Raw genomic sequence first — 19374 nt, 5'->3', positions numbered from 1 at the left:
GTCAGCTAGCTTACGCTACGTTCAGCACGCTTTCCGGCGCGAAAGCCTCGTAGCCGAGCGCCTCGGCGACCGGCTTGTTGGTGATGCGGCCCTTGTGCACGTTCAGGCCGTTCCGCAGATGTTTGTCTTCGGCGATGGCGCGCAGGCCGCGATCGGCAAGCGCCAGGCCGTGGACCAGCGTGGCATTGTTCAGGGCATGCGCCGAGGTGACCGGTACCGCGCCCGGCATGTTGGCGACGCAGTAATGCACGACGCCGTCGACCTCATAGGTCGGATCGGAATGGGTCGTCGCATGCGAGGTCTCGAAGCAGCCGCCCTGGTCGATGGCGACATCGACGATGACCGAGCCTTTCTTCATGCCGGATAGCATTTCGCGGGTGACGAGCTTCGGCGCGGCGGCACCTGGGATCAGCACGGCGCCGATAATGAGATCGGCCGTGAAGACTTCCTCCTCCAAAGCCTGGATGCTGGAATAACGCGTGTGGATGCGGCCTGCGAAGATATCGTCGAGCTGGCGCAGGCGCGGCAGCGACCGGTCGAGGATGCTGACATCGGCGCCGAGGCCGGCGGCCATCCTGGCGGCATGCAGTCCGACGACACCGCCGCCGATGACCGCAACCTTGGCCGGCAGAACGCCGGGCACGCCGCCGAGCAGGATGCCGAGGCCGCCATTGGCCTTCTGCAGGGCGGTGGCGCCCGCCTGGATCGACAGGCGGCCGGCAACCTCCGACATCGGCGCCAGCAGCGGCAGGCCGCCGCGTTCGTCGGTCACCGTCTCATAGGCGATCGCGGTGACGCCGGAGGCGATCAGACCCTTGGTCTGATCGGGATCGGGGGCCAGATGCAGATAGGTGTAGAGAAGCTGACCGTCGCGGAGCTGCGCCCATTCGGAGGGCTGCGGCTCCTTCACCTTGACGATCATATCGCATTTTTCAAAAATATCCTTGGCGGAGGCGGCGATCTTCGCGCCAGCCGCAGCATAGGCGCCGTCATCGGCGCCGATGCCGGCGCCCGCCTTGGTTTCAACCCAGACCTCATGGCCATGGGCAACATATTCACGCACCGAAGCCGGCGTCAGGCCGACACGGTATTCATGGTTCTTGATTTCCTTCGGGCAACCGACACGCATTTGCGTTCCTCTCATGTCATCCGCAGTCGCGGATTTCCTCGGACATTGAATCCAACCACCAAGGGCGTGAAATGTCCTTGCAAAGACGATTTGCGAAGAGGCGGTTTTTCGGTGATTATTGCGTACGCTCTATATTTTTTCGAAGGTTCTTCGAATGGCCGATCTGGATACCATCGATCTTGCGATTCTTAAGGTGCTGCAGGCCAATGCCCGCATCACCAATGCCGAGCTTGCCGAAAGGATCGGCCTGTCGCCTTCGGCCTGTTCGCGCCGCCTCGACATCCTCGAACGAAGCGGCGTCATCGGCGGCTATCATGCGCGGCTTTCGCACAAGGCGCTCGACTACAAGATGATCGCCATCGTGCATATCTCGCTGTCCGGCCAGTTCGCCAAGACGTTGGCCGAATTCGAGGCAGCGGTGAAACTCTGCCCGAACGTGCTCGTCTGTTACCTGATGTCGGGCGAATACGACTATATCCTCAGGGTCGCCGCCCGCGATCTCGAGGATTATGAGCGCATCCACCGCGATTGGCTGTCGGCCCTGCCCCATGTCGTCAAGATCAATTCGAGCTTCGCGCTCAGAGAAATCATCGACAAGCCGAATGTCGGGCTTTGAGCCCTTGCATATCCACGGAAAGCCTGCCCAGACTTTCGGTGCGCGCGGGCGTTTCCCGTTCATTGGCATGTGATGACATCGAAGACCCAAGGCTATATTTTCGTCCTGCTGGCGATCACCATCTTTTCGCTGCAGGACGCCATCTCGAAACATCTGGCAGCGACCTATCCGCCGATCTTCGTGACGATGATCCGCTATTGGGCTTTCGCGCTGTTCACGATCATCCTCGCCTCGAAGATGCGCGGCGGCATCAGGGCGACGGCCCGTACCAAACGCCCCATGCTTCAGGTGACGCGCGGCGTGCTGCTTGCCGTTCAGGTGGTTTTGGCCATCACTTGTTTTGCCGTGATCGGCCTTGCCCGCTCACAAGCGATCTTTTCCGCGACGCCGATCCTGATCGCACTGCTGTCGATGCCGATCCTCGGCGAGCGGGTTGGCTGGCGACGATGGATTGCAATTGGCGTCGGGCTTTTCGGGGTTTTGCTGATCCTGAAGCCGGAAGGCGAGTTTTTCGATGTGAAACTGCTACTCGCCGTCATTTCCTGCTTCAACTTCGCCTTCTACGTCATCGCCACGCGTCTCGTCAGCCGCGACGACTCGTCGATGACGAGCTTCTTCTATACCGGCGTCATCGGTGGCATCACGATGAGCATCATTGGCCCGTTCTACTGGAGCTCTATGTCGCGGGGAGACTGGGGCTGGATGGCGCTGGTCTGTATGACCAGCATTTCCAGCCACTATTTCTTGATCCGCGCCTACGATCTCCTCGATGCCGCCGCGGTTCAGCCGCTGACCTATCTGTCACTGGTCTACGCCTCGATCATCGGTGTGACGATCTATGACGAAACGCTCGGTATCAACACAATCATCGGCTCGATCATCGTCGTTTCCGCCGGGATCTTCACCATCTGGCGCGAGCATGTGGTGGGGCGCAGGACGGCTACAGCCAATTGACGTTTCACTGCAATTTTAGCCAAGCCCCTAAAACCATTTCAATTTTCGGGCGCTATGCTCCCTGGCTGTATCAGGGGAGAACATATGACCCGCAACTTGAAAATCACGGCCCGTAAGGCCGACCGGAAAAACTGCCGCGTCTTCGGCAGCGTCAAATATCTGAACAGCGAGGTGGATGCCCGCATCCTCAACCTGTCGGCGACCGGTGCCGCATTGGAGATGAAGACGCCGCTCCATGCCGCATCCGGCAGCAAGGTCCGTATCGAGGCTGAAAACCTTGGGATGCTCGAAGGCATCATCCGCTGGAAGCACAATGGCCGTGTCGGCATCCAGTTCGACGTGAATTCGAATGCGCGGGCGCAGGTCTCCTCCTATTTCCGCTTTTTCCATAAGGAAATACGGCCGGTGCTGGCGGTACGCCAACTTAGAACCCATACCAACGGCGATCGCCCACCTCATTTGGCGACGTTGACTCTGAAATCGTAAGGCTGCGGCGCTTCTGCGCCGCAGGGGCGGCCGAGATCGCGTCAGTCGCTGCGCTTGGCACTGGTGCCGAGCGCGCGTTGGAATCGGGTCGCCTTTCTCCGCGATTGTTTTGCCGTCCTGTCATTTTCGCAGTGTACTCCTTGTCAATTCGTCCTAATTCTGACGGGCCGGACGATGCATGATCTTTGAAGGAGAGTTCGATGTCTTCCATTTTCGACGTTGGCGTCATGAGCCGCCGTTCCCTGCTTGGCGGGCTTGCCGCCACTTCCGCCCTGGTGCTGCTGCATCCCTTCAGCGCACACGCCAGCGCCAACCAGGCGCATCTCCGGCTGATGGAAACGACGGATATTCACGTCAACGTCTTCCCGTATGACTATTATGCCGACAAGCCGAACGACACGATGGGCCTGTCTCGCACCGGAACGATCATTGACGGCATCCGCGCGGAAGCCGTCAATTCGCTGCTGATCGACAATGGCGACGTGCTGCAGGGCAATCCGATGGGCGACTACATGGCCTATCAGCACGGCATGAAGGACGGCGACGTCCATCCCGTGATCAAGGCGATGAACACGCTCGGCTATACGGTGGGCACGCTCGGGAATCACGAGTTCAATTACGGGCTCGACTTCATGTTCAAGGTCCTATCAGGTGCAAACTTCCCCTTCGTCTGCGCCAACCTGACCAAGGGCCAGCTCGCCTCGGACCCGAAGCAGGACGATCTCTTCTTCAAGCCCTACCTTATCGTCGAAAAACAAATCAAGGACGGCGCCGGCAAGGAGAGCCCGGTCAAGATCGGCTTCATCGGCTTCGTACCGCCGCAGATCATGCTCTGGGATATCAAGAATCTCGAAGGCAAAGCGCAGACGCGTGACATCGTCGAGGCCGCCAAGGCCTGGGTTCCCGCCATGAAGGAAGCCGGCGCCGATATCGTCATCGCGCTTTCCCATTCCGGCATCGACGGAGCCGCGCCGTCCGAAAAGATGGAAAACGCCTCGCTGCATCTGGCCGCCGTCGATGGGATCGACGCGATCTTCACCGGCCACCAGCATCTCGTCTTCCCCGGCCCGAAGAGCTGGGATGGCATCGCCAATGCCGACCCGGTCAAGGGCACGCTGCACGGCAAGCCCACGGTGATGGCAGGCTTCTGGGGTTCGCATCTCGGCCTGATCGACCTGCTGTTGGAAAAAGACGGCAACAGCTGGAAGATCGTCGACTTCACCGCGGAAGCCCGGCCGATCTATCATCGCGACGACAAAAAGAAGGTGGTTGCCGATTACGCCGACAAGAAGGACGTGGTCGACGCCGCCAAGGCCGAGCACGAGGCAACGCTTGCCTATGTGCGTACCCCCGTCGGCAAGACGTCGGCGCCGCTCTATTCCTACTTCGCGCTGGTCGCCGACGATCCCTCGGTGCAGGTCGTCTCCCAGGCCCAGACCTGGTACATCAAGCAGATGCTGGCCGACACCAAGTTCAAGGATCTGCCGGTGCTTTCGGCGGCGGCCCCCTTCAAGGCTGGCGGACGCGGCGGCGCCGACTACTACACCGACGTTCCGGCCGGCGATATCGCCATCAAGAACGTCGCCGACCTCTACCTCTACCCGAACACGGTGCAGGCCGTTGCCATCACCGGCGCACAGGTAAAGAACTGGCTCGAAATGTCGGCCGGCATGTTCAATCACATCGGGGCCGGCTCGAAGGACGCGCCGCTGCTCAACAACGACTTCCCGTCCTACAATTTCGACGTCATCGACGGCGTGACCTATCAGATCGACCTGTCGCAGCCGCCGAAATATGATTCGTCCGGCAAGGCGATCAATCCGGATTCCAACCGCATCCAGAATCTCGCCTTCGACGGCAAGCCGATCGATCCTGCCCAGAAATTCGTCGTCGTCTCCAATAACTACCGCGCCGGCGGCGGTGGCAATTTCCCGGATATTGCCGCGGACAAGGTGATCTTCCAGGCGCCGGATACCAACCGCGACGTCATCGTCCGCTACATCCACGACCAGGGCACGATCAATCCGACGGCCGATGCGAACTGGACCTTCAAGCCGCTGCCGGGCACGACGGCGACCTTCGAGAGCGGCCCAAAGGCGAAGCAGTTCCTCGCGGCGGTCAAGAACGTCAAGATCGAGGATGCCGGCGACGGCGCCGACGGTTTCTCGAAGTTCAGGCTGGTGCTTTAAGCGGAAAGAGATGCCGGCGAAGGCGCGCTCGCGCCTTCGTCATTCGGCCGCGAGCGGCGTTTCGGGTTCACGCAATTCTGCGATCTCAGCATGGAAATCGGCTTGGCTCGGGCAGGCCGAAAGCCGCGTGCGGAACGCGTCGATCATCCAGGCAGCCGCAGGTCCCGGCGGATTGGCGAGCTGGCGCATCGAATAGATGGCATACTCGCCCTGTTCGTAGGCGTCCAGATCGAGATGGACGAGCGCGCCGCTGCGAAGATCGTCATGCATCACGGAGGCAGGAAGACCGCCCCAGCCAAGGCCGGCCTTGATGAGCTGATGCTTCGTGGCAATGTCGCTGACGCGCCATGTCTTGTAGGACAGAACATTGAAATCGCGCCCCTTCGTCCGGCCCGACGCATCGGTGACGACGAGCTGCACTTCCTCGCGCACGTCGCCGAGCGTCAACGGCCGGTCGATCCCGGCAAGCGGGTGATTGGGCGCGGCAACCGGCAGCATGAAGGAGTGGCCGATCCGCTCGGTGACGACCGAATCATCCTGTTTTAGGACTGCGCCGCCAATGCCGATGGTCGCCTTGCCGCTGAGGACGAGGTCCATGACCACGCCGAGCTCACCGACATTGAGGTTTAACAAAACGGACGGAAACCTTTCGCGAAATTCGTGCAGGACATCGACCACGGCCCGGGAAGGCACCATGACGCTGATGGCGACGGACACCTCCGCTTCAAGCCCTTCCCGCAAGCTCTTGACGCGCGCTCGCATCACCTGCAGGTCGCCGAGTATGCGCCGCGCATCCTCCAGCATCGCCTTGCCCGCCTCCGTCAGCTTCGGCTGGCGGGCGCCGGAGCGCTCGAAAAGCGCCACCTCGAGCTGCGCCTCCAGATTGGCAATCGTATAGCTGACGACCGACTGCGCACGGTTCAGCGCCCGCGAGGCGGCCGAAAAGCTGCCGGTCTCGGCAACGGTCAAAAACACCTGCAATTGGTCCAGGGTCGGGTTCGGAAGCATATCCATCCATTCCATCGATAGTTTCGATCGACATTATCACCGTTTTTTCGATAGCAGGCCAGACCTATTTTCCTCGTCGACACTGCGGCTCACCTCCCAGCAATGGGCCGTCAAATCCAATTCGAAAGGAAATGCACCATGTCGTCCATCCTTCTTCTGACGTCCAGCCCGCGCGCCGACTCGCTCTCGACGCCGATCGCCGTCGACCTCGCTGAAAAGCTGAAGAGCCAGAACCCTGGTAGTGTTGTCGTTCGCCGCGACCTTGCCGCCAATCCGTTGCCGCATATCGATAACCTCTTCACCGGCGCAATCCGCAAGCCGGCCGAAGCCCGCACTGCTGAGGAGGCAGCCGCCGTCAAAACTTCCGACGAACTTGTCAACGAGCTGCTTGCCGCCGACACGATCGTCATCAGCACCGGTCTCATCAACTTCAACATCTATTCGTCGCTGAAGACCTGGATCGACAACGTCGCCCGCGCCGGCCTGACCTTCAAGTACACGGAAAGCGGCCCGGTTGGCCTCGCGACCGGCAAGAAGGTTTATGTGGTGCTCGCCTCGGGTGGCGTCTACTCGCAAGGACCGGCATCCGCCTTGAACCACGCCGTGCCCTACTTGAAGTCGGTGCTCGGCTTCCTCGGCATCAGCGATATCGAGACCATCTATGTCGAAGGCCTGGCCTTCGGTCCCGAAGCTGCCGAAAAGGCCATCGACGCCGCCAAGTCGCGCGTCCAGGAAATCGCGCTGGCCGCCTGATCGGCTTCTAATGCTCGCATGGAACGGCCGGCAATTGCCGGCCGTTTGTCATTGGTCGATACCGGCGACAAAATCCCGGACCGTCTCCAGGATTTCGGTCGAGAGTTGCTCATCGGAGGAAATCCTGGAAAGGCCGACGCCGCCGGCCATCATCGCGAAGGCCATGATCGCCTTGCGTCGCCGTTCTCCCTCGTCCGCTCCCGCAGCCTTGCTCGCCAAAGCCTCAAAATTGCGCCTGAGCCCATCGGTGGCGATCGCCCGCGCCTTCTCGCCGCTGCGGGCTATATCGGAGGTCAACGCCGCAAATGGGCAACCGTCGCCGGGGTTGTCGCGATGATAGACACTGACGTAACGATCGGCGATATCGGCGGGCTTCATCGCCGCCGGATCCACACCCTCGGCCGCCAGCCTGCGTCCCCACGAATCGAAAGCGGACTGAATCGCCTCGGCGACGAGATCGTCGCGGGAGGCGAAGTGCTTGTAGAAGCCGCCGACGGTCAGCCCGGCCTCCTTCATCAGGTCGGCGACGCCGATACCTTCGAGCCCTTCCTCGCGCAGCCGCTTCGACGCGGTCTCGACGATCTTCTCGTGCGTCTTCTGTTTCTCCAGCTGCGAACGCCCCATCGGAATCTCCCGGCACTAAATTCGAATGAGCATGATGTCGGCCGAAAACCGCTTACACTTTTCGGCATCATGCTCCTTGACGCGTATGGATTACAGTCATAATCCTTATAGATAACGATCATAATCCAGATCGTTAGCAATTCCAAGAGGAGCATGAATCATGCGTCTAAGAAACAAGGTCGCGCTGATCACCGGCGGAAACAGCGGTATTGGTCTCGCCACCGCCAAGATCTTCATCGATGAGGGCGCCAGGGTGGTGATCACCGGCCGCAATCCGGAAACGCTGGCCGCGGCCGAAAAGGCGCTTGGGGCCGGCGTGCTGGCACTGAAGGTCGACGTCACCGATGCCGCTGCCACCGAGAAGGCCTTTGCGGAAGCCGCCGCAAAGGTCGGCAAGTTCGACATCGTCTTCGCCAATGCCGGCATTGGCGGCGCGACGCCGCTCGGCGAGACGTCGCCCGCGCAGTTCAACCAGATCATCAGCACCAATCTGACGGCGGTTTTCTTCACCGTGCAGGCGGCCCTGCCGCATTTCAACGACGGCGCTTCTGTCATCCTCAACGGTTCGGTGCATGCCGTGCTCGGCGCCCCCGGCTGGTCGGCCTATGCGGCGACCAAGGCTGCGGTCCGGGCGTTGACGCGGAATATGGCCTCCGAGCTCGCGCCCCGCGGCATCCGCGTCAACCAGGTGACACCAGGCGGCACGAAGACGCCGATCTGGTCGCCGATGGCACCGACGGAAGACGCGATGTCGGCGCTGGAAGCCCGCATCGGGGGGATGAGCCCGCTCGGCCGCATGAGCGAAGCTGACGAAATCGCCAAGGCAGCACTCTATCTGGCCTCGGATGACGCAGCCAATATCACCGGCATCGAGATCACCGTTGATGGCGGCATGACGAGCGCCCCGTCCGGCGCCAAGATCTTCCGCGCGGCTTAAGCGAGTTTCACCACCCCGGAACGGCCGACGACGCAGTTGCGGCCGCTCCTCTTGGCAGCATAAAGCCGGCCATCGGCGGCCGCCAGCACGGCGGTAAAATCGACACCGTCCTCGTCGGCGGTCGCAACGCCGATACTGACCGTGACCGGCCGGTCATCCGGCGTCTTGACGCTGGTGGCGATCGTCCACCGCAGGCGCTCGGCAAGGAGCAGACCTTCCTCGTGGTCGGTGCCCGGGCAGATGGCAACGAATTCCTCGCCGCCGAAGCGGAAGACGCGGTCGCTCGAGCGCAACGTCGTGCCCAATCGGGCGGCGATCGCCTTCAGCACCTCATCGCCCTGGAGATGGCCGTAGCCGTCATTGACATCCTTGAAGTGATCGGCGTCGAGAATGAGGACGGTGGCGAATAGCCCCTGCCTCAATGCCTCGCGCACCATCAGCGGTGCTTCAACTTCCATGCGCGTGCGATCGTAGACGCCGGTGAGCATATCGCGGCCGGTGCGCTCCAGAAGGTCGTTGTAGCGCTCGCGGAATGTCAGGTCGCCGAACACGTCGCTGATCGAACGTGCCGACACGCTGGCCCCGCCCCGGCGAATACGATATTCGTAGATCGCAAACATCGCCGCATAGAGGCAGACGGCCAGCATTTTCGCCTTCCATCCGGCCCAGAATGCAGCGATCGGCACATCCAGGAAATAATTCAACGCGGCAAAGAAGCCGATCTGGTCGAAGGTCAGCAGCACAAATCCGGAAATCAGGAAGCGCAGCACGACGCGCCGGCGGAAGAAATCGCCGAGTTTCTCGTAAAGCAGGATGATGCCGAGTGAATCGACATAGAGCAACGCCGTGCCCCAGACCATCAGCCAGCCCATCTCTTTGAGGAAATCGACATCGGGCGTGTGGTTGGGCGACATTTGCAGCGGCAGGTGCAGCTGCAGCACCCAGGCGATGCCGACGGTCAGCAGGTTGCCGAGGAACAGGCCGTAGATCGGCTGACGCACCGTGGCGGCATCCTCCTGCCGGTAAAGCATCAGGATCATCATCAGCTTGCCGGAGAAGAAGACCGATGAACCCGGCGACACATCGCCGAACGGCAACGAGACGTAGAAGACCGCCGCCAGATAGGTTTCCATGAAATGCATGACCCCGAGCGCCGTCAGGAAGACGCCCAGACCGAGCCGATGACGGAAGTGCAGAAGCGTGACCATCAGCGAGAAATAGGCGACGGCTTCGACAGCGAAGAGCGCGAGGTTGAACGTCTCCATCACCTCTCCCCAGCTTCAAGCCGGCGCGGTCGGCGGCGCGCGGACGCGGCGATCGCGACAGCGGATCCTTTGGTCGATCGTCCGAAAAAGTCAAACACGAGGGCGGCCCTGCACATGCTGCAGGCGATACCTTTGACCGCAATCCTTTAAGAATGCGTGAGCACGATTGCGCGCGCCGGAGAAGCATCCGGCTCACAGGATTGAAAAACAAGAATAATTGCGGCCGACATCCGGCCGATCCGGCAGATCCCGATTTCAGACCTGACGAAGCTTCTCGCCGTCACCAAAGAGCGACGAACCATGCTGATCAATGATCTGCTGCGCCTTGCGCACAGTGCATTCGAGCGCATCATCGGAAGAGCTAAACAGATCGGCGCGGATGAAATTGCGTACCAGCACCTCGTCGCCGACCTTCTTTTCGATGCGGCCGGCAAGACGATATTGGCTGCCTTCCCTACGCGGCTCCGCGTAGATCGTGCAATCATTGTAAAGCTGCGGCTCGCCGGAAGGGCCGGCCGCCTCCGAGGGGGCGGGTTTGCTGCCGCCGGAGAACATCGAAAAAATATTTGAAATGAACGAAGCCATGCTGCGCCTTTAGCACGGCGATATCGTCGTCGCCAAGTTAAATGATCAGATTGGCGAGGATCTCGTTTTCGGTGATATCCTCGTAACCCATGCCGGCAGCTTCGAAATTTCCGATCAGCCTGGCGAAATTGTCCGGCGCCTTGGTTTCGATGCCGATCAGGATCGAGCCGAAATTGCGCGCTGATTTCTTCAGATATTCGAAACGGGCGATATCGTCGTCGGGGCCGAGCAGATTGAGGAAATCCCTGAGCGCCCCGGGGCGCTGGGCAAGCCGCAGGATGAAGTATTTCTTCAGCCCTGCGTAACGCATGGCTCTTTCCTTTACGTCAGGCAGACGCTCGAAATCGAAATTGCCGCCAGAGACGACGGCAACGATGGTCTTGCCGCGGATCACGTGGCGGTCCATCGCGGCGATCGCCGTCAGCGACAATGCGCCGGCCGGCTCCAGCACGACGCCCTCGACATTCAGCATCTCCTGAATGGTGACGCAGATGGCGTTCTCCGGCATCAGTTGCACTTGGCTTGCCGGGAAATCGCAAAGAGCGGCGAAATTCAGGTCGCCGATCCGGGCAACGGCGGCGCCGTCGACGAAATTATCGACCTTGGCAAGCGTCGTCACCTTGCCGGCCTCGATACTGCGCCTCAGGCTCGGCGCGCCGGCGGGCTCGGTGAAGACGAAAGCCGATTTCGGCACGGTGCCGTGGAGATAACCGGTAATGCCGGCGGCAAGGCCGCCGCCGCCGACCGGCAGGACGACCATATCAGGCACCGTTCCCTCAGGCAGTTGCTGCATGATTTCAGCGGCGACGGTCGCCTGTCCCTCAATGATGTCGGCATGGTCGAAGGGCGGCACCATGACGCCGCCGATTGCCTCGACATGGTCGCGCGCGGCCTGGTAGCATTGGTCGAAGAAGTCTCCGAACAATCGGATGGTGATGAATTCGGCGCCGAACATGCGCGTCTTGTCGATCTTCTGCTGCGGTGTCGTCACCGGCATGAAGACGACGCCCGGCACGCCGAAATGGCGGCAGACGAAGGCGAAGCCCTGGGCGTGATTGCCGGCCGAGGCGCAGACGAAGGTCTTGCCGACCGCTCCCTGCCCGATCGCCTTGCGGAAGAAATTGAAGGCGCCGCGGATCTTATAGGAGCGCACCGGCGACAGATCCTCGCGCTTCAGCCAGATATCGGCCCCGTAGCGCGCCGACAGATGATCGTTGAGTTGCAGCGGTGTTGCCGGAAAAAGGCTGCGCATTGCTTCTTCGGCGCTTTCGACATCAAGTCTCGTCACGGGCGTGGTCCATTCTCATAATTACAGCGCCGCTATGGCATAGGCCGACCGGCAAAAGAAAGCCCGTTTCGGCCATTTGCGGTTCGCCGCCAGCCCTGTTTGCGAAAGCCTTTCTTAAGCCCACCGCAAAATTGGCGGCACATGAACTGATTTTAACTGTCAATGAAAACGCCAGCCACTAATATAAAGCCATGATCACGTTCAACTTCGCAAAACCACTCGCCTGGCTGCTGCTCGCCGTCATCCTCTTCGTCACGGTTTCGCCGATCGGGCTGAGGCCGGAGACCGTTACGACGGTCGACACCGACCGCGCAGGCGCTTATGTTCTTCTCGGCCTCGCCTTTGCGCTCGCCTATCCGAAACAGTGGAAATTGGTGGCCGTGCTGCTGATCGCTGGTTCCGTCGCCATCGAATATCTGCAGTACCTTTCGCCGACGCGCCATCCGCGCCTGCATGATGCCGGCATCAAGGCAATGGGCGCCGCCTTGGGGCTGCTCGCCGGCTGGGTGATCAACAGGTGGCGCGCGACCAAAGCGCCAGATACGCTTCCTCTCGCAGAAAGCTGATTATCCCGGACTAGAACCCGCGCAGCTGCACGGCCCAGAAAAACAGTGGTATTGCAGCGATCGCAGTTCCCAGAACAAGCGCGACACTGGTCTTGACGATCCGGACGCGCCGAACCCTAGCCCCACTCCAATCGTAAACCATCGTCTTACTCCCAGAAGACAACACTTACTCAACCGCCGCGGCGCAATCCTTGCACCGAAAATGCCCCCGTCAAGCAATAGAACGCATATATCCACAATATACATGCATATTCAAACGATATTGTGAAGCTGGTCCGGGGCGACCGGAATCGAACCCGTATGACCGAGGCCGATAGATTGTCGCTGAAACCCGGTACACTTGATCGGCATCGAAAACGACTTTGACAGTGCATGCCTAATGCTCGACGGCGAGCAAGTCAATTTCCGCTCGCCGCCGTCTCGCGCGTTTCCACATAATTCTTTCGTCGGAAGCCGAATAAAATCATGCGAAATTCAGAGTGTTACAGGTCTATTTCGCGTCTGACGTAACCGCGCTATAGCACTTCCACTAGCCGTCATAATGGCCGGAGAACGCCGCCTCTGCCGACTTGACGGTGACTGCCAAATTCACGCCCTTTGTGACCGTCGCGCCGGTGGCGCGAAGATCGGTCACCACTTTCAAGCCACCCGCCTTTGGGGCCGGGAGCGGCAGTACTGTGCCGGCGTCCAGATCAGCGACCCAGAGTCCGTCTTGACCTTCAACACTAATAACAACAACTGTAGCCATGTTTTTGCCCTCTAACGATTGATGTTTAAAATCCAGCTTTCTTCAGGCCTTCACGATAAAGATCTTTATGCCATTGCTCTTTACTTGGAACTGCAGACAACCACTTGTCCACATCGAAGTCCGGGTTGCCTTCACGAAACCTTCGTACGAAGACCCGCGCCTTGTCCTGATGACCCAACATGGCCCAACTTGCGGCGGACAACCTGTCCGCTAAATTGGGGTCGGCCATCTGCCCGATATAGTCCAGCGAAGCTTCGAATTCGCCGAGGGCATAGTTTGCTCCCGCAGCAGTCCAGAAATAGGTATCGGGACCGAGCGGGTTCAGCTCGATTGCCCGCTCGATCTTTCGCAAGGCCATGGCGGGGAGCGAACAATGAACCAACGTGTCCGCGTAGTCGGCAATCACGTCGGCATAGTGTGGCGCAAGGCTTTCTGCAATTTCCATTGCTTCGGCGCTTTCATCAAACGCGCCCTGCAATAGTTTGGCAACACCGAGCTCGCGATAGCCATCGGCAAAGTCCGAACGCATCTCGGTGGCCTGCTTTGCGAAAGTCTCCGCCAATTGCAAAAGATCGATATCACCTCGGGCCGTCAACAACCATTCCTTGGAATAGGTGCGCGCCATAGAACTCTGCGCCGGCGCGAAATCGGGGCTTTCGCTGAGCGCGGCCTTCATTTCCTTGCGGGCGCGCCGCAGGTTCGGAAGTGTCAGCCGCGCCAGGTGCCGCCTGCCGACAAGATATCGATGGTAAGCGATCGGGTTCAGATCTTCGCGCAACGCCTCATGGCGCTCGATTTCGCTGGACACGGAGAGAGCGATCTGCCGGGCAACAACTCTCCTGTCTCTGGCGAGATCCATACGATCGAGGCTGAACCTTTCGGCCCAAACTATTTGATTCTGATCGAAAAAGATCAGCTGGGCGAACAGGGTCACTTCATCGCCGGAATTGCTGATCCGGGTGTCGAGGATATAGTTGACGCGATGCCGTTCAAAGAAGGCTTTCTGCGTCTCCACCTGGTGGCCGATCTGAACCGCCGAATACGGGGCTATGACCTCCAGGCTGTTGAAGACGCAAAATCCGATCGTGATATCCTCCACCAACGATGCGGCTAGAAAACCAGCTTGAGGCCGAACGGATTGGTTCCTGGGCGGAAGCAGCACCAAGCGGGGAATGGCAATGCTGATATCTTCGGGCTCAAGGGGAAGCGCCGCGTCGAGTTTCGCCTTTGACGACATGGATGTCGGACGGAGAGGTTTTGCATCACCGTCATCGGATCCGGTGCGCGGGGCGATGCCTTTCGAAGTCGCACTACGCCGCTGTTCGAAATAGTTCCGGAGGGATTCAACTTCCTCTTCCGCGTTGAATATCCGGATGAGCAATTGCAGCGTTTCCGGATCCCTCGGCTCCGTCCGAAACAGGATAACCGCTGCCTTCCTCAGGAGTTCGGATTCCTTTCCCGACTCGGCCAATCGGGACGCCGTTCTCAATGTATTTGCGAGAAACTCGATATGGTAGTTTTCCCGTTCGGCAAGCCACCGCTGAAACTGACGGCTATGGCTGTGAACCGCCCCCAGAAAAGGCTGGTTCATCAGTTTCACCAGCTGTCTCAGTCGGGCAAACGGCTCAACCTCGTCCTCCTGGTTCGATAGCAGAATGTCGGAAGACAGAGACGCCCGTTCAAGGGTGAGTATGTTGCCCTTTGATGAAAGGATGTTTACCCCGAGATCGATTTGGCGGGCCTTAATGCGCGAAATCACCTTGCGTAAAGTCGAAAGTGCAACGTCCCTGTCGGCCTCGCCCCATAGTAAGCGAGCCAAGGTCGTTCGATCTGCCGAACCTTGATCGGTTGTGAACAAATAGGCGAGAAGCAGCAGGCCTTTCTCGGGAAACGCAACAGCGTTCCCATCTCCGTCAACGAGCTGCAACGTCCCGAAGGTCTTCAGAACAAAAGCCATTTTGCCGTTTAGTCACCACATGTCCCGGCATTCACAATGAAAAGTGAAGTGCACGTATTGCAACAGTAGAAATCGCAAACACTACCCCTGCCAGTACTTTGTCCCAATGTCCTGCGAAATTCAACAAGCTTGTGTCGCAGGGGTTGTGCCAAGTTTTCTACGCTGACTCGCATAATGTTCGCAGTCGACCGTCGCGCCCTCGCATATCGGCAAGATAAATCGGAAAATTCGTGCCGTATCGTTGCTTTTCAAAGCTCTAATCAGCAGGCAAGATCTTCGCTTTACTGCCGAATTCAGCTGGACATTCGAAGCGACCAGCGTTTTGGAACGCCATATCCCCAGTGCCCAATATCCGACCTCATCTCTCAAAGCCGATATAAAATTGTGGAGGGTGATTGCGGCCTCCAGACTTTGAAACGGAATCGCATGCCCACCCCTGAATATCGGTTGAGAAAACCGTCTCTCTTTGTTAGCAGGAAGAACCACGCGGACGTGGTGGAATTGGTAGACACAAGGGACTTAGACAAAATTGAGTGCACTGGCGGAAACGCCTGATGTAGAACTGCTCAAAGTCGGGGAAACCTGTCAGATGGCAATCCCGAGCCAAGCCCCGCAAGGGGAAGGTGTAGAGACTAGACGGGCAGCACCTAAGGCAGACGCTAGGGTGAAGGTATAGTCCAGACCACAAACGCCGGAAGGCGGCGGCGAAAGTCGTAGCTGGTAAGAAAATCCCTCGGCCTAGGCTTTGCGGGTTCGACCCCCGCCGTCCGCACCACCAACAAACAGTCATGCGCCGCTTTGCCGGTGGCACCGGCGAATGATCAGGCAAGTATTTCCCATCAAACGGAAAGGCGCCGCAAGCTTACGCTCGCCGCGCCTTATTATTTCTCGTCAAAGATCAGGCGAGCTTGGCAGCAAGCTTGGCGACATGGGCGCCCTGGTATTTCGCGCCTTCGAGCTCGATCTCGGAAGGCTGGCGCGAGCCGTCGCCGTTGGTGATGGTGGAGGCGCCGTAGGGCGAGCCGCCCTTGACTTCCTCGGTACCCATCTGGCCCTGGAAGGCATAAGGCAGGCCGGCGACGACCATGCCCTGGTGCAGGAAGGTCGGGATGAAGCCGAGGATGGTCGTTTCCTGGCCGCCGTGCTGGGTCGCCGACGAGGTGAAGACCGAACCGAGCTTGCCGACGAGCTTGCCGGCAAACCAGAGGCCGCCGGTCTGATCCCAGAAATTGCGCATCTGCGAGGCGACCGTGCCGAAGCGGGTGCCGGCACCGACGATGATCGCGTCATAGTCCGCCAGTTCGTCGACGGTGGCGATCGGAGCGGCCTGGTCGACCTTATAGTAGGAAGCCTTGGCGACCTCTTCCGGAACCAGTTCCGGAACGCGCTTGACGGTGACGTCGGCACCAGCCGACTTGGCGCCTTCGGCAACCGCATAGGCCATGGTTTCGATATGGCCATAAGCCGAATAATAAAGGACGAGAACCTTCGCCATCTTCTGTCTTCCTTCACGCAGTGGGTTGAATGTCGTGATCGAGAGGATCTTTATCATGCGCGGATTTCCGAACACAGTCCCGCCTTGAAGAACTCAGTGTTCAACGCCCGTGGACGAAAATTCACTTGCGCTTCTCATTCCAGCGGGAATGAACGCGCCTGATAGCTGTTTGCAAAGGGGCCGAAGGACGCTACCTATTCACCAGCCCCACTTCACGGAACATCCCATGAGCCCTGCCATCGTCGTCACCGCCGCCATGCTCGCCATCGGCGACGAACTTCTTTCCGGCCGCACCAAGGACAAGAATATCGGCCACCTCGCCGATCTGCTCACCCTTTCCGGCATCGACCTCAAGGAGGTGCGCATCGTCGCCGACGACGAGGAGGCGATCGTCGAGGCGCTGAACGCGCTTCGCAGCAAATATGATTACGTCTTCACCTCAGGCGGCATCGGGCCGACGCATGACGACATCACCGCCGACGCCATTTCCAAGGCGTTCGGCGTGCCCTGCGAATATGACGAAGAGGCGATGACGCTGCTGGCCGATATGTACCGTCGCCGTGAGATGGAATTCACCGAGGCGCGCCAGCGCATGGCGCGCATGCCGCGCGGAGCTGTCCATATCGCCAATCCGGTGTCGACGGCGCCGGGCTTCATCATCGGCAATGTCCATGTGATGGCCGGCGTGCCGCAGGTCTTCCAGGCAATGGTCGACAATGCGCTGCCGACGCTTCGAACCGGCACGCCGGTGCTCTCGCTCGCCATCGCCTGCCCTTACGGCGAAGGCGAGATCGGCACGCCGCTGACCGCGATCCAGAAAGCCCATCCGGAAACCAGCATCGGTTCCTATCCCCGATATATCGGCCAGAAATTCTCGACAGAGATCGTCGTGCGCGGTCGCTCGCAGGCGGCGATCGATGCGGCCGGCGCCGAGGTGCACGCCATGATCGAGGCCATCCGCCAGCGAAAGGACATCGCCGAAAACCATTCCGCCGAGGCTTGAGGACAATGCCGGAGCCGGCGACCGAGCTTGATCCCCGTCAAGGAACGGAAGAACGGTCCGGTGCATTCCTTCCCTCGCGCACGCCATTTCAGCGCAAGGAGAATTGATATGTCTTACAAAACCATTCTCGCCATTCTCGATACAACGGACAATAGCAGCGCGGTTGCCGATTTCGCCTTTGCCTTCGCCGCCGAAAGCGGTGCTCATGTGATCGGCCTGCATGCCGAAACCATCTCCGCCGTGCCGCTGGTGGCGCCGATGGAAATCCCCGATCCTGTCGCCGTGCAGGCGCTGCAGGATATGGCGCATGGCGAAACGATCGCGGTCGAGCGGATATTTCGCACTAAAGCGGAAGCATCGGGCGGCTCCTCCGAATGGCGCAGCTTTGCAACATCAACCGGCTACGGCTCCGCACCGCTGATCGAAAGCGCGCGCAGCGCCGATCTGCTGATCGCCTCGCAGGCCGACCCGGCCAAACCCTCCGACAGCCATGTCGACGTCGACAGTTTCCTGTTCGAAACGGGCCGGCCGGTGCTGATTATCCCCTACATCATCCGCCAGCCAAAGCCGATCAAGCGCGTGCTGATCGCCTGGAACGGCTCGAAAGAGGTGGCGCGCGCCACCTTCGACGCGCTGCCGATCCTCAAGGCCGCCGACGAGGTGGAGATTTTTTCGGTCGATCCGGCCGACACGGCGCTGCAATCGCCGCTGACGCCAGGCGCCGAGATCGCCGCGACACTCGCCCGCCACGGCGTGAAGACTACGCTTGCGACGGCCCGAAGCGTCGACAAAAACACCTCGCATGTCATCGAGAACCGGCTTTCGGACGACAGCATCGATCTTCTCGTCATGGGCGCCTATACGCATTCCTGGCTCTGGCAGATGATTTTCGGCGGTACGACGAAGACCTTGCTGCAATCGATGACGGCGCTGACTCTGTTGTCGCGTTGATGGTTGCCGCCATCATCGGCGCTCTTGCCTTTTACCGGCAAATTCCGTTAATTGCGGCGACCGATGACGCTTCGAGCCTCGGCCACAACTCGCGCAGTGCAGCTCGCGAACTCGCGCGTTGCAACTCGCGATCTCGCGCAGTTGCAACTCGCGCGATTTCTGGTTTGGCCGATTGCCGCCTCAAGCTCGTCCGGTCGCCGGCAAACGGCGTGTTGTTTTTTCATGCCGCGGAGCAGCCCGATGTCCCTTCCCGATAAAGCCTTTCCCGTTTCCTGGGATCAGTTCCACCGCGATGCGCGCGCGCTTGCCTGGCGGCTTGCCGGCCTCGACCAGACGTTCAAGGCGATCGTCTGCATCACCCGTGGCGGCCTCGTCCCGGCCGCGATCATCTCGCGCGAATTGAACATCCGGCTGATCGAGACCGTCTGCGTCGCCTCCTATCATGATTATGTCAACCAGGGCGACATGACGCTGCTCAAGGGAATAGCGCTCGAACTGCAGGAAAATGGCGGCGAAGGCGTGCTCGTCGTCGACGATCTGACGGATACCGGCAAGACCGCTGTCCAGGTACGCACCATGATGCCGAGGGCACATTTCGCCTGCGTCTATGCCAAGCCGAAGGGCGTTCCCACCGTCGATACGTTCATCACCGAGGTGAGCCAGGATACCTGGATCTACTTCCCTTGGGACATGGGCTTCACCTACCAGGAGCCGATTGCCAAGGGTCCGCGCTGATCGCCGATCAGAGCGCGCGATCCTAATATTTACCACTTGAAATTGTTCCAGATTTTGTCAACCCGGCCTCGTGAATCCGCTATCG

Annotated in this window: 19 protein-coding genes; 10 read left to right on the top strand and 9 right to left on the bottom strand. The window is 59.8% G+C overall.

Translation table 11 applies throughout. The annotated features are described in order from the left end of the window. Positions 1-10: 10 nt before the first annotated feature. Complete coding sequence (gene ald / locus HJB84_RS15525; RefSeq protein WP_207583918.1) at positions 11-1129, bottom strand: alanine dehydrogenase; 1119 nt, start codon at positions 1127-1129, stop codon at positions 11-13. A 154-nt stretch (positions 1130-1283) separates the two neighbouring features. Between ald and HJB84_RS15520 the strand changes: the two genes are divergently transcribed. The 4 genes from HJB84_RS15520 (at position 1284) to HJB84_RS15505 (ending at position 5374) form a co-directional block, all read left to right on the top strand. Continuing rightward, positions 1284-1745, top strand: coding sequence for an Lrp/AsnC family transcriptional regulator (locus tag HJB84_RS15520; protein ID WP_207583917.1), 462 nt, complete (start codon positions 1284-1286; stop codon positions 1743-1745). A gap of 72 nt (positions 1746-1817) precedes the next feature. Further along, positions 1818-2699, top strand: a complete 882-nt coding sequence (locus tag HJB84_RS15515) for a DMT family transporter (protein WP_221116296.1) — start codon at positions 1818-1820, stop codon at positions 2697-2699. Between the two features lie 84 nt (positions 2700-2783). Further along, positions 2784-3185 carry a PilZ domain-containing protein gene (locus HJB84_RS15510; protein WP_221116295.1) on the top strand — a complete coding sequence of 134 codons (402 nt, stop codon included), beginning with the start codon at positions 2784-2786 and terminating at the stop codon, positions 3183-3185. 200 nt (positions 3186-3385) lie between these two features. Further along, positions 3386-5374, top strand: a complete 1989-nt coding sequence (locus tag HJB84_RS15505; RefSeq protein WP_221116294.1) for a bifunctional 2',3'-cyclic-nucleotide 2'-phosphodiesterase/3'-nucleotidase — start codon at positions 3386-3388, stop codon at positions 5372-5374. 39 nt (positions 5375-5413) lie between these two features. Here HJB84_RS15505 and HJB84_RS15500 read toward each other — a convergent pair whose 3' ends face one another. Beyond that, positions 5414-6382, bottom strand: a complete 969-nt coding sequence (locus HJB84_RS15500) for a LysR family transcriptional regulator (protein ID WP_207584296.1) — start codon at positions 6380-6382, stop codon at positions 5414-5416. Positions 6383-6520: 138 nt separating this feature from the next. Between HJB84_RS15500 and HJB84_RS15495 the strand changes: the two genes are divergently transcribed. Next, on the top strand, positions 6521-7135 hold the full coding sequence (locus HJB84_RS15495) for an FMN-dependent NADH-azoreductase (protein ID WP_221116293.1): 615 nt from the start codon (positions 6521-6523) through the stop codon (positions 7133-7135). Positions 7136-7183: 48 nt separating this feature from the next. On the opposite strand, the gene HJB84_RS15490 is transcribed toward HJB84_RS15495, so the two are convergent. Continuing rightward, the gene (locus tag HJB84_RS15490) at positions 7184-7759 is read right to left on the bottom strand and encodes a TetR/AcrR family transcriptional regulator (protein ID WP_207583912.1); all 576 of its coding nucleotides are present in this window, start codon (positions 7757-7759) and stop codon (positions 7184-7186) included. Between the two features lie 160 nt (positions 7760-7919). On the opposite strand from HJB84_RS15490, the gene HJB84_RS15485 reads away from it, so the two are divergent. Continuing rightward, positions 7920-8696 carry an SDR family oxidoreductase gene (locus tag HJB84_RS15485; protein ID WP_221116292.1) on the top strand — a complete coding sequence of 259 codons (777 nt, stop codon included), beginning with the start codon at positions 7920-7922 and terminating at the stop codon, positions 8694-8696. Here the strand turns inward: HJB84_RS15485 and HJB84_RS15480 are convergent. The 3 genes from HJB84_RS15480 to ilvA all read right to left on the bottom strand — a co-directional run bounded on the left by HJB84_RS15480 (position 8693) and on the right by ilvA (position 11834). After that, positions 8693-9964 (bottom strand): diguanylate cyclase, encoded by a 1272-nt coding sequence (locus tag HJB84_RS15480; protein ID WP_221116291.1) that lies wholly within the window; start codon positions 9962-9964, stop codon positions 8693-8695. The genes HJB84_RS15485 and HJB84_RS15480 overlap by 4 nt on opposite strands. Positions 9965-10216: 252 nt before the next feature. Next, complete coding sequence (locus HJB84_RS15475; protein ID WP_207583909.1) at positions 10217-10546, bottom strand: HlyU family transcriptional regulator; 330 nt, start codon at positions 10544-10546, stop codon at positions 10217-10219. 37 nt (positions 10547-10583) lie between these two features. Continuing rightward, positions 10584-11834, bottom strand: a complete 1251-nt coding sequence (ilvA, locus tag HJB84_RS15470; RefSeq protein ID WP_207583908.1) for a threonine ammonia-lyase — start codon at positions 11832-11834, stop codon at positions 10584-10586. 191 nt (positions 11835-12025) lie between these two features. Between ilvA and HJB84_RS15465 the strand changes: the two genes are divergently transcribed. Next, complete coding sequence (locus tag HJB84_RS15465; protein WP_207583907.1) at positions 12026-12400, top strand: VanZ family protein; 375 nt, start codon at positions 12026-12028, stop codon at positions 12398-12400. Positions 12401-12929: 529 nt separating this feature from the next. Here HJB84_RS15465 and HJB84_RS15460 read toward each other — a convergent pair. The 3 genes from HJB84_RS15460 to wrbA form a co-directional block, all read right to left on the bottom strand. Beyond that, positions 12930-13148 carry a hypothetical protein gene (locus HJB84_RS15460; protein WP_207583906.1) on the bottom strand — a complete coding sequence of 73 codons (219 nt, stop codon included), beginning with the start codon at positions 13146-13148 and terminating at the stop codon, positions 12930-12932. A gap of 25 nt (positions 13149-13173) precedes the next feature. Further along, complete coding sequence (locus HJB84_RS15455) at positions 13174-15105, bottom strand: hypothetical protein (protein WP_207583905.1); 1932 nt, start codon at positions 15103-15105, stop codon at positions 13174-13176. A gap of 898 nt (positions 15106-16003) precedes the next feature. After that, the gene (gene wrbA, locus HJB84_RS15450) at positions 16004-16600 is read right to left on the bottom strand and encodes an NAD(P)H:quinone oxidoreductase type IV (RefSeq protein ID WP_221116344.1); all 597 of its coding nucleotides are present in this window, start codon (positions 16598-16600) and stop codon (positions 16004-16006) included. A 226-nt stretch (positions 16601-16826) separates the two neighbouring features. Here wrbA and HJB84_RS15445 point away from each other — a divergent pair, with 226 nt between their 5' ends. The 3 genes from HJB84_RS15445 to gpt all read left to right on the top strand — a co-directional run bounded on the left by HJB84_RS15445 (position 16827) and on the right by gpt (position 19289). Further along, positions 16827-17603: a competence/damage-inducible protein A gene (locus HJB84_RS15445; RefSeq protein WP_221116290.1), complete on the top strand. Its 777-nt coding sequence runs from the start codon at positions 16827-16829 to the stop codon at positions 17601-17603. 108 nt (positions 17604-17711) lie between these two features. After that, a complete protein-coding gene (locus HJB84_RS15440) occupies positions 17712-18554 on the top strand; it encodes a universal stress protein (protein WP_207583903.1) in 843 nt (280 codons plus the stop codon). A 240-nt stretch (positions 18555-18794) separates the two neighbouring features. Continuing rightward, the gene (gene gpt, locus HJB84_RS15435) at positions 18795-19289 is read left to right on the top strand and encodes a xanthine phosphoribosyltransferase (RefSeq protein ID WP_207583902.1); all 495 of its coding nucleotides are present in this window, start codon (positions 18795-18797) and stop codon (positions 19287-19289) included. Positions 19290-19374 lie beyond the last annotated feature (85 nt).

Source organism: Rhizobium sp. NZLR1b (genome assembly GCF_019685155.1).
Classification (GTDB): Bacteria; Pseudomonadota; Alphaproteobacteria; order Rhizobiales; family Rhizobiaceae; genus Rhizobium.
Note: the sequence above shows the minus strand (reverse complement) of the source record. Positions and strands in the feature narration are given on the sequence as shown.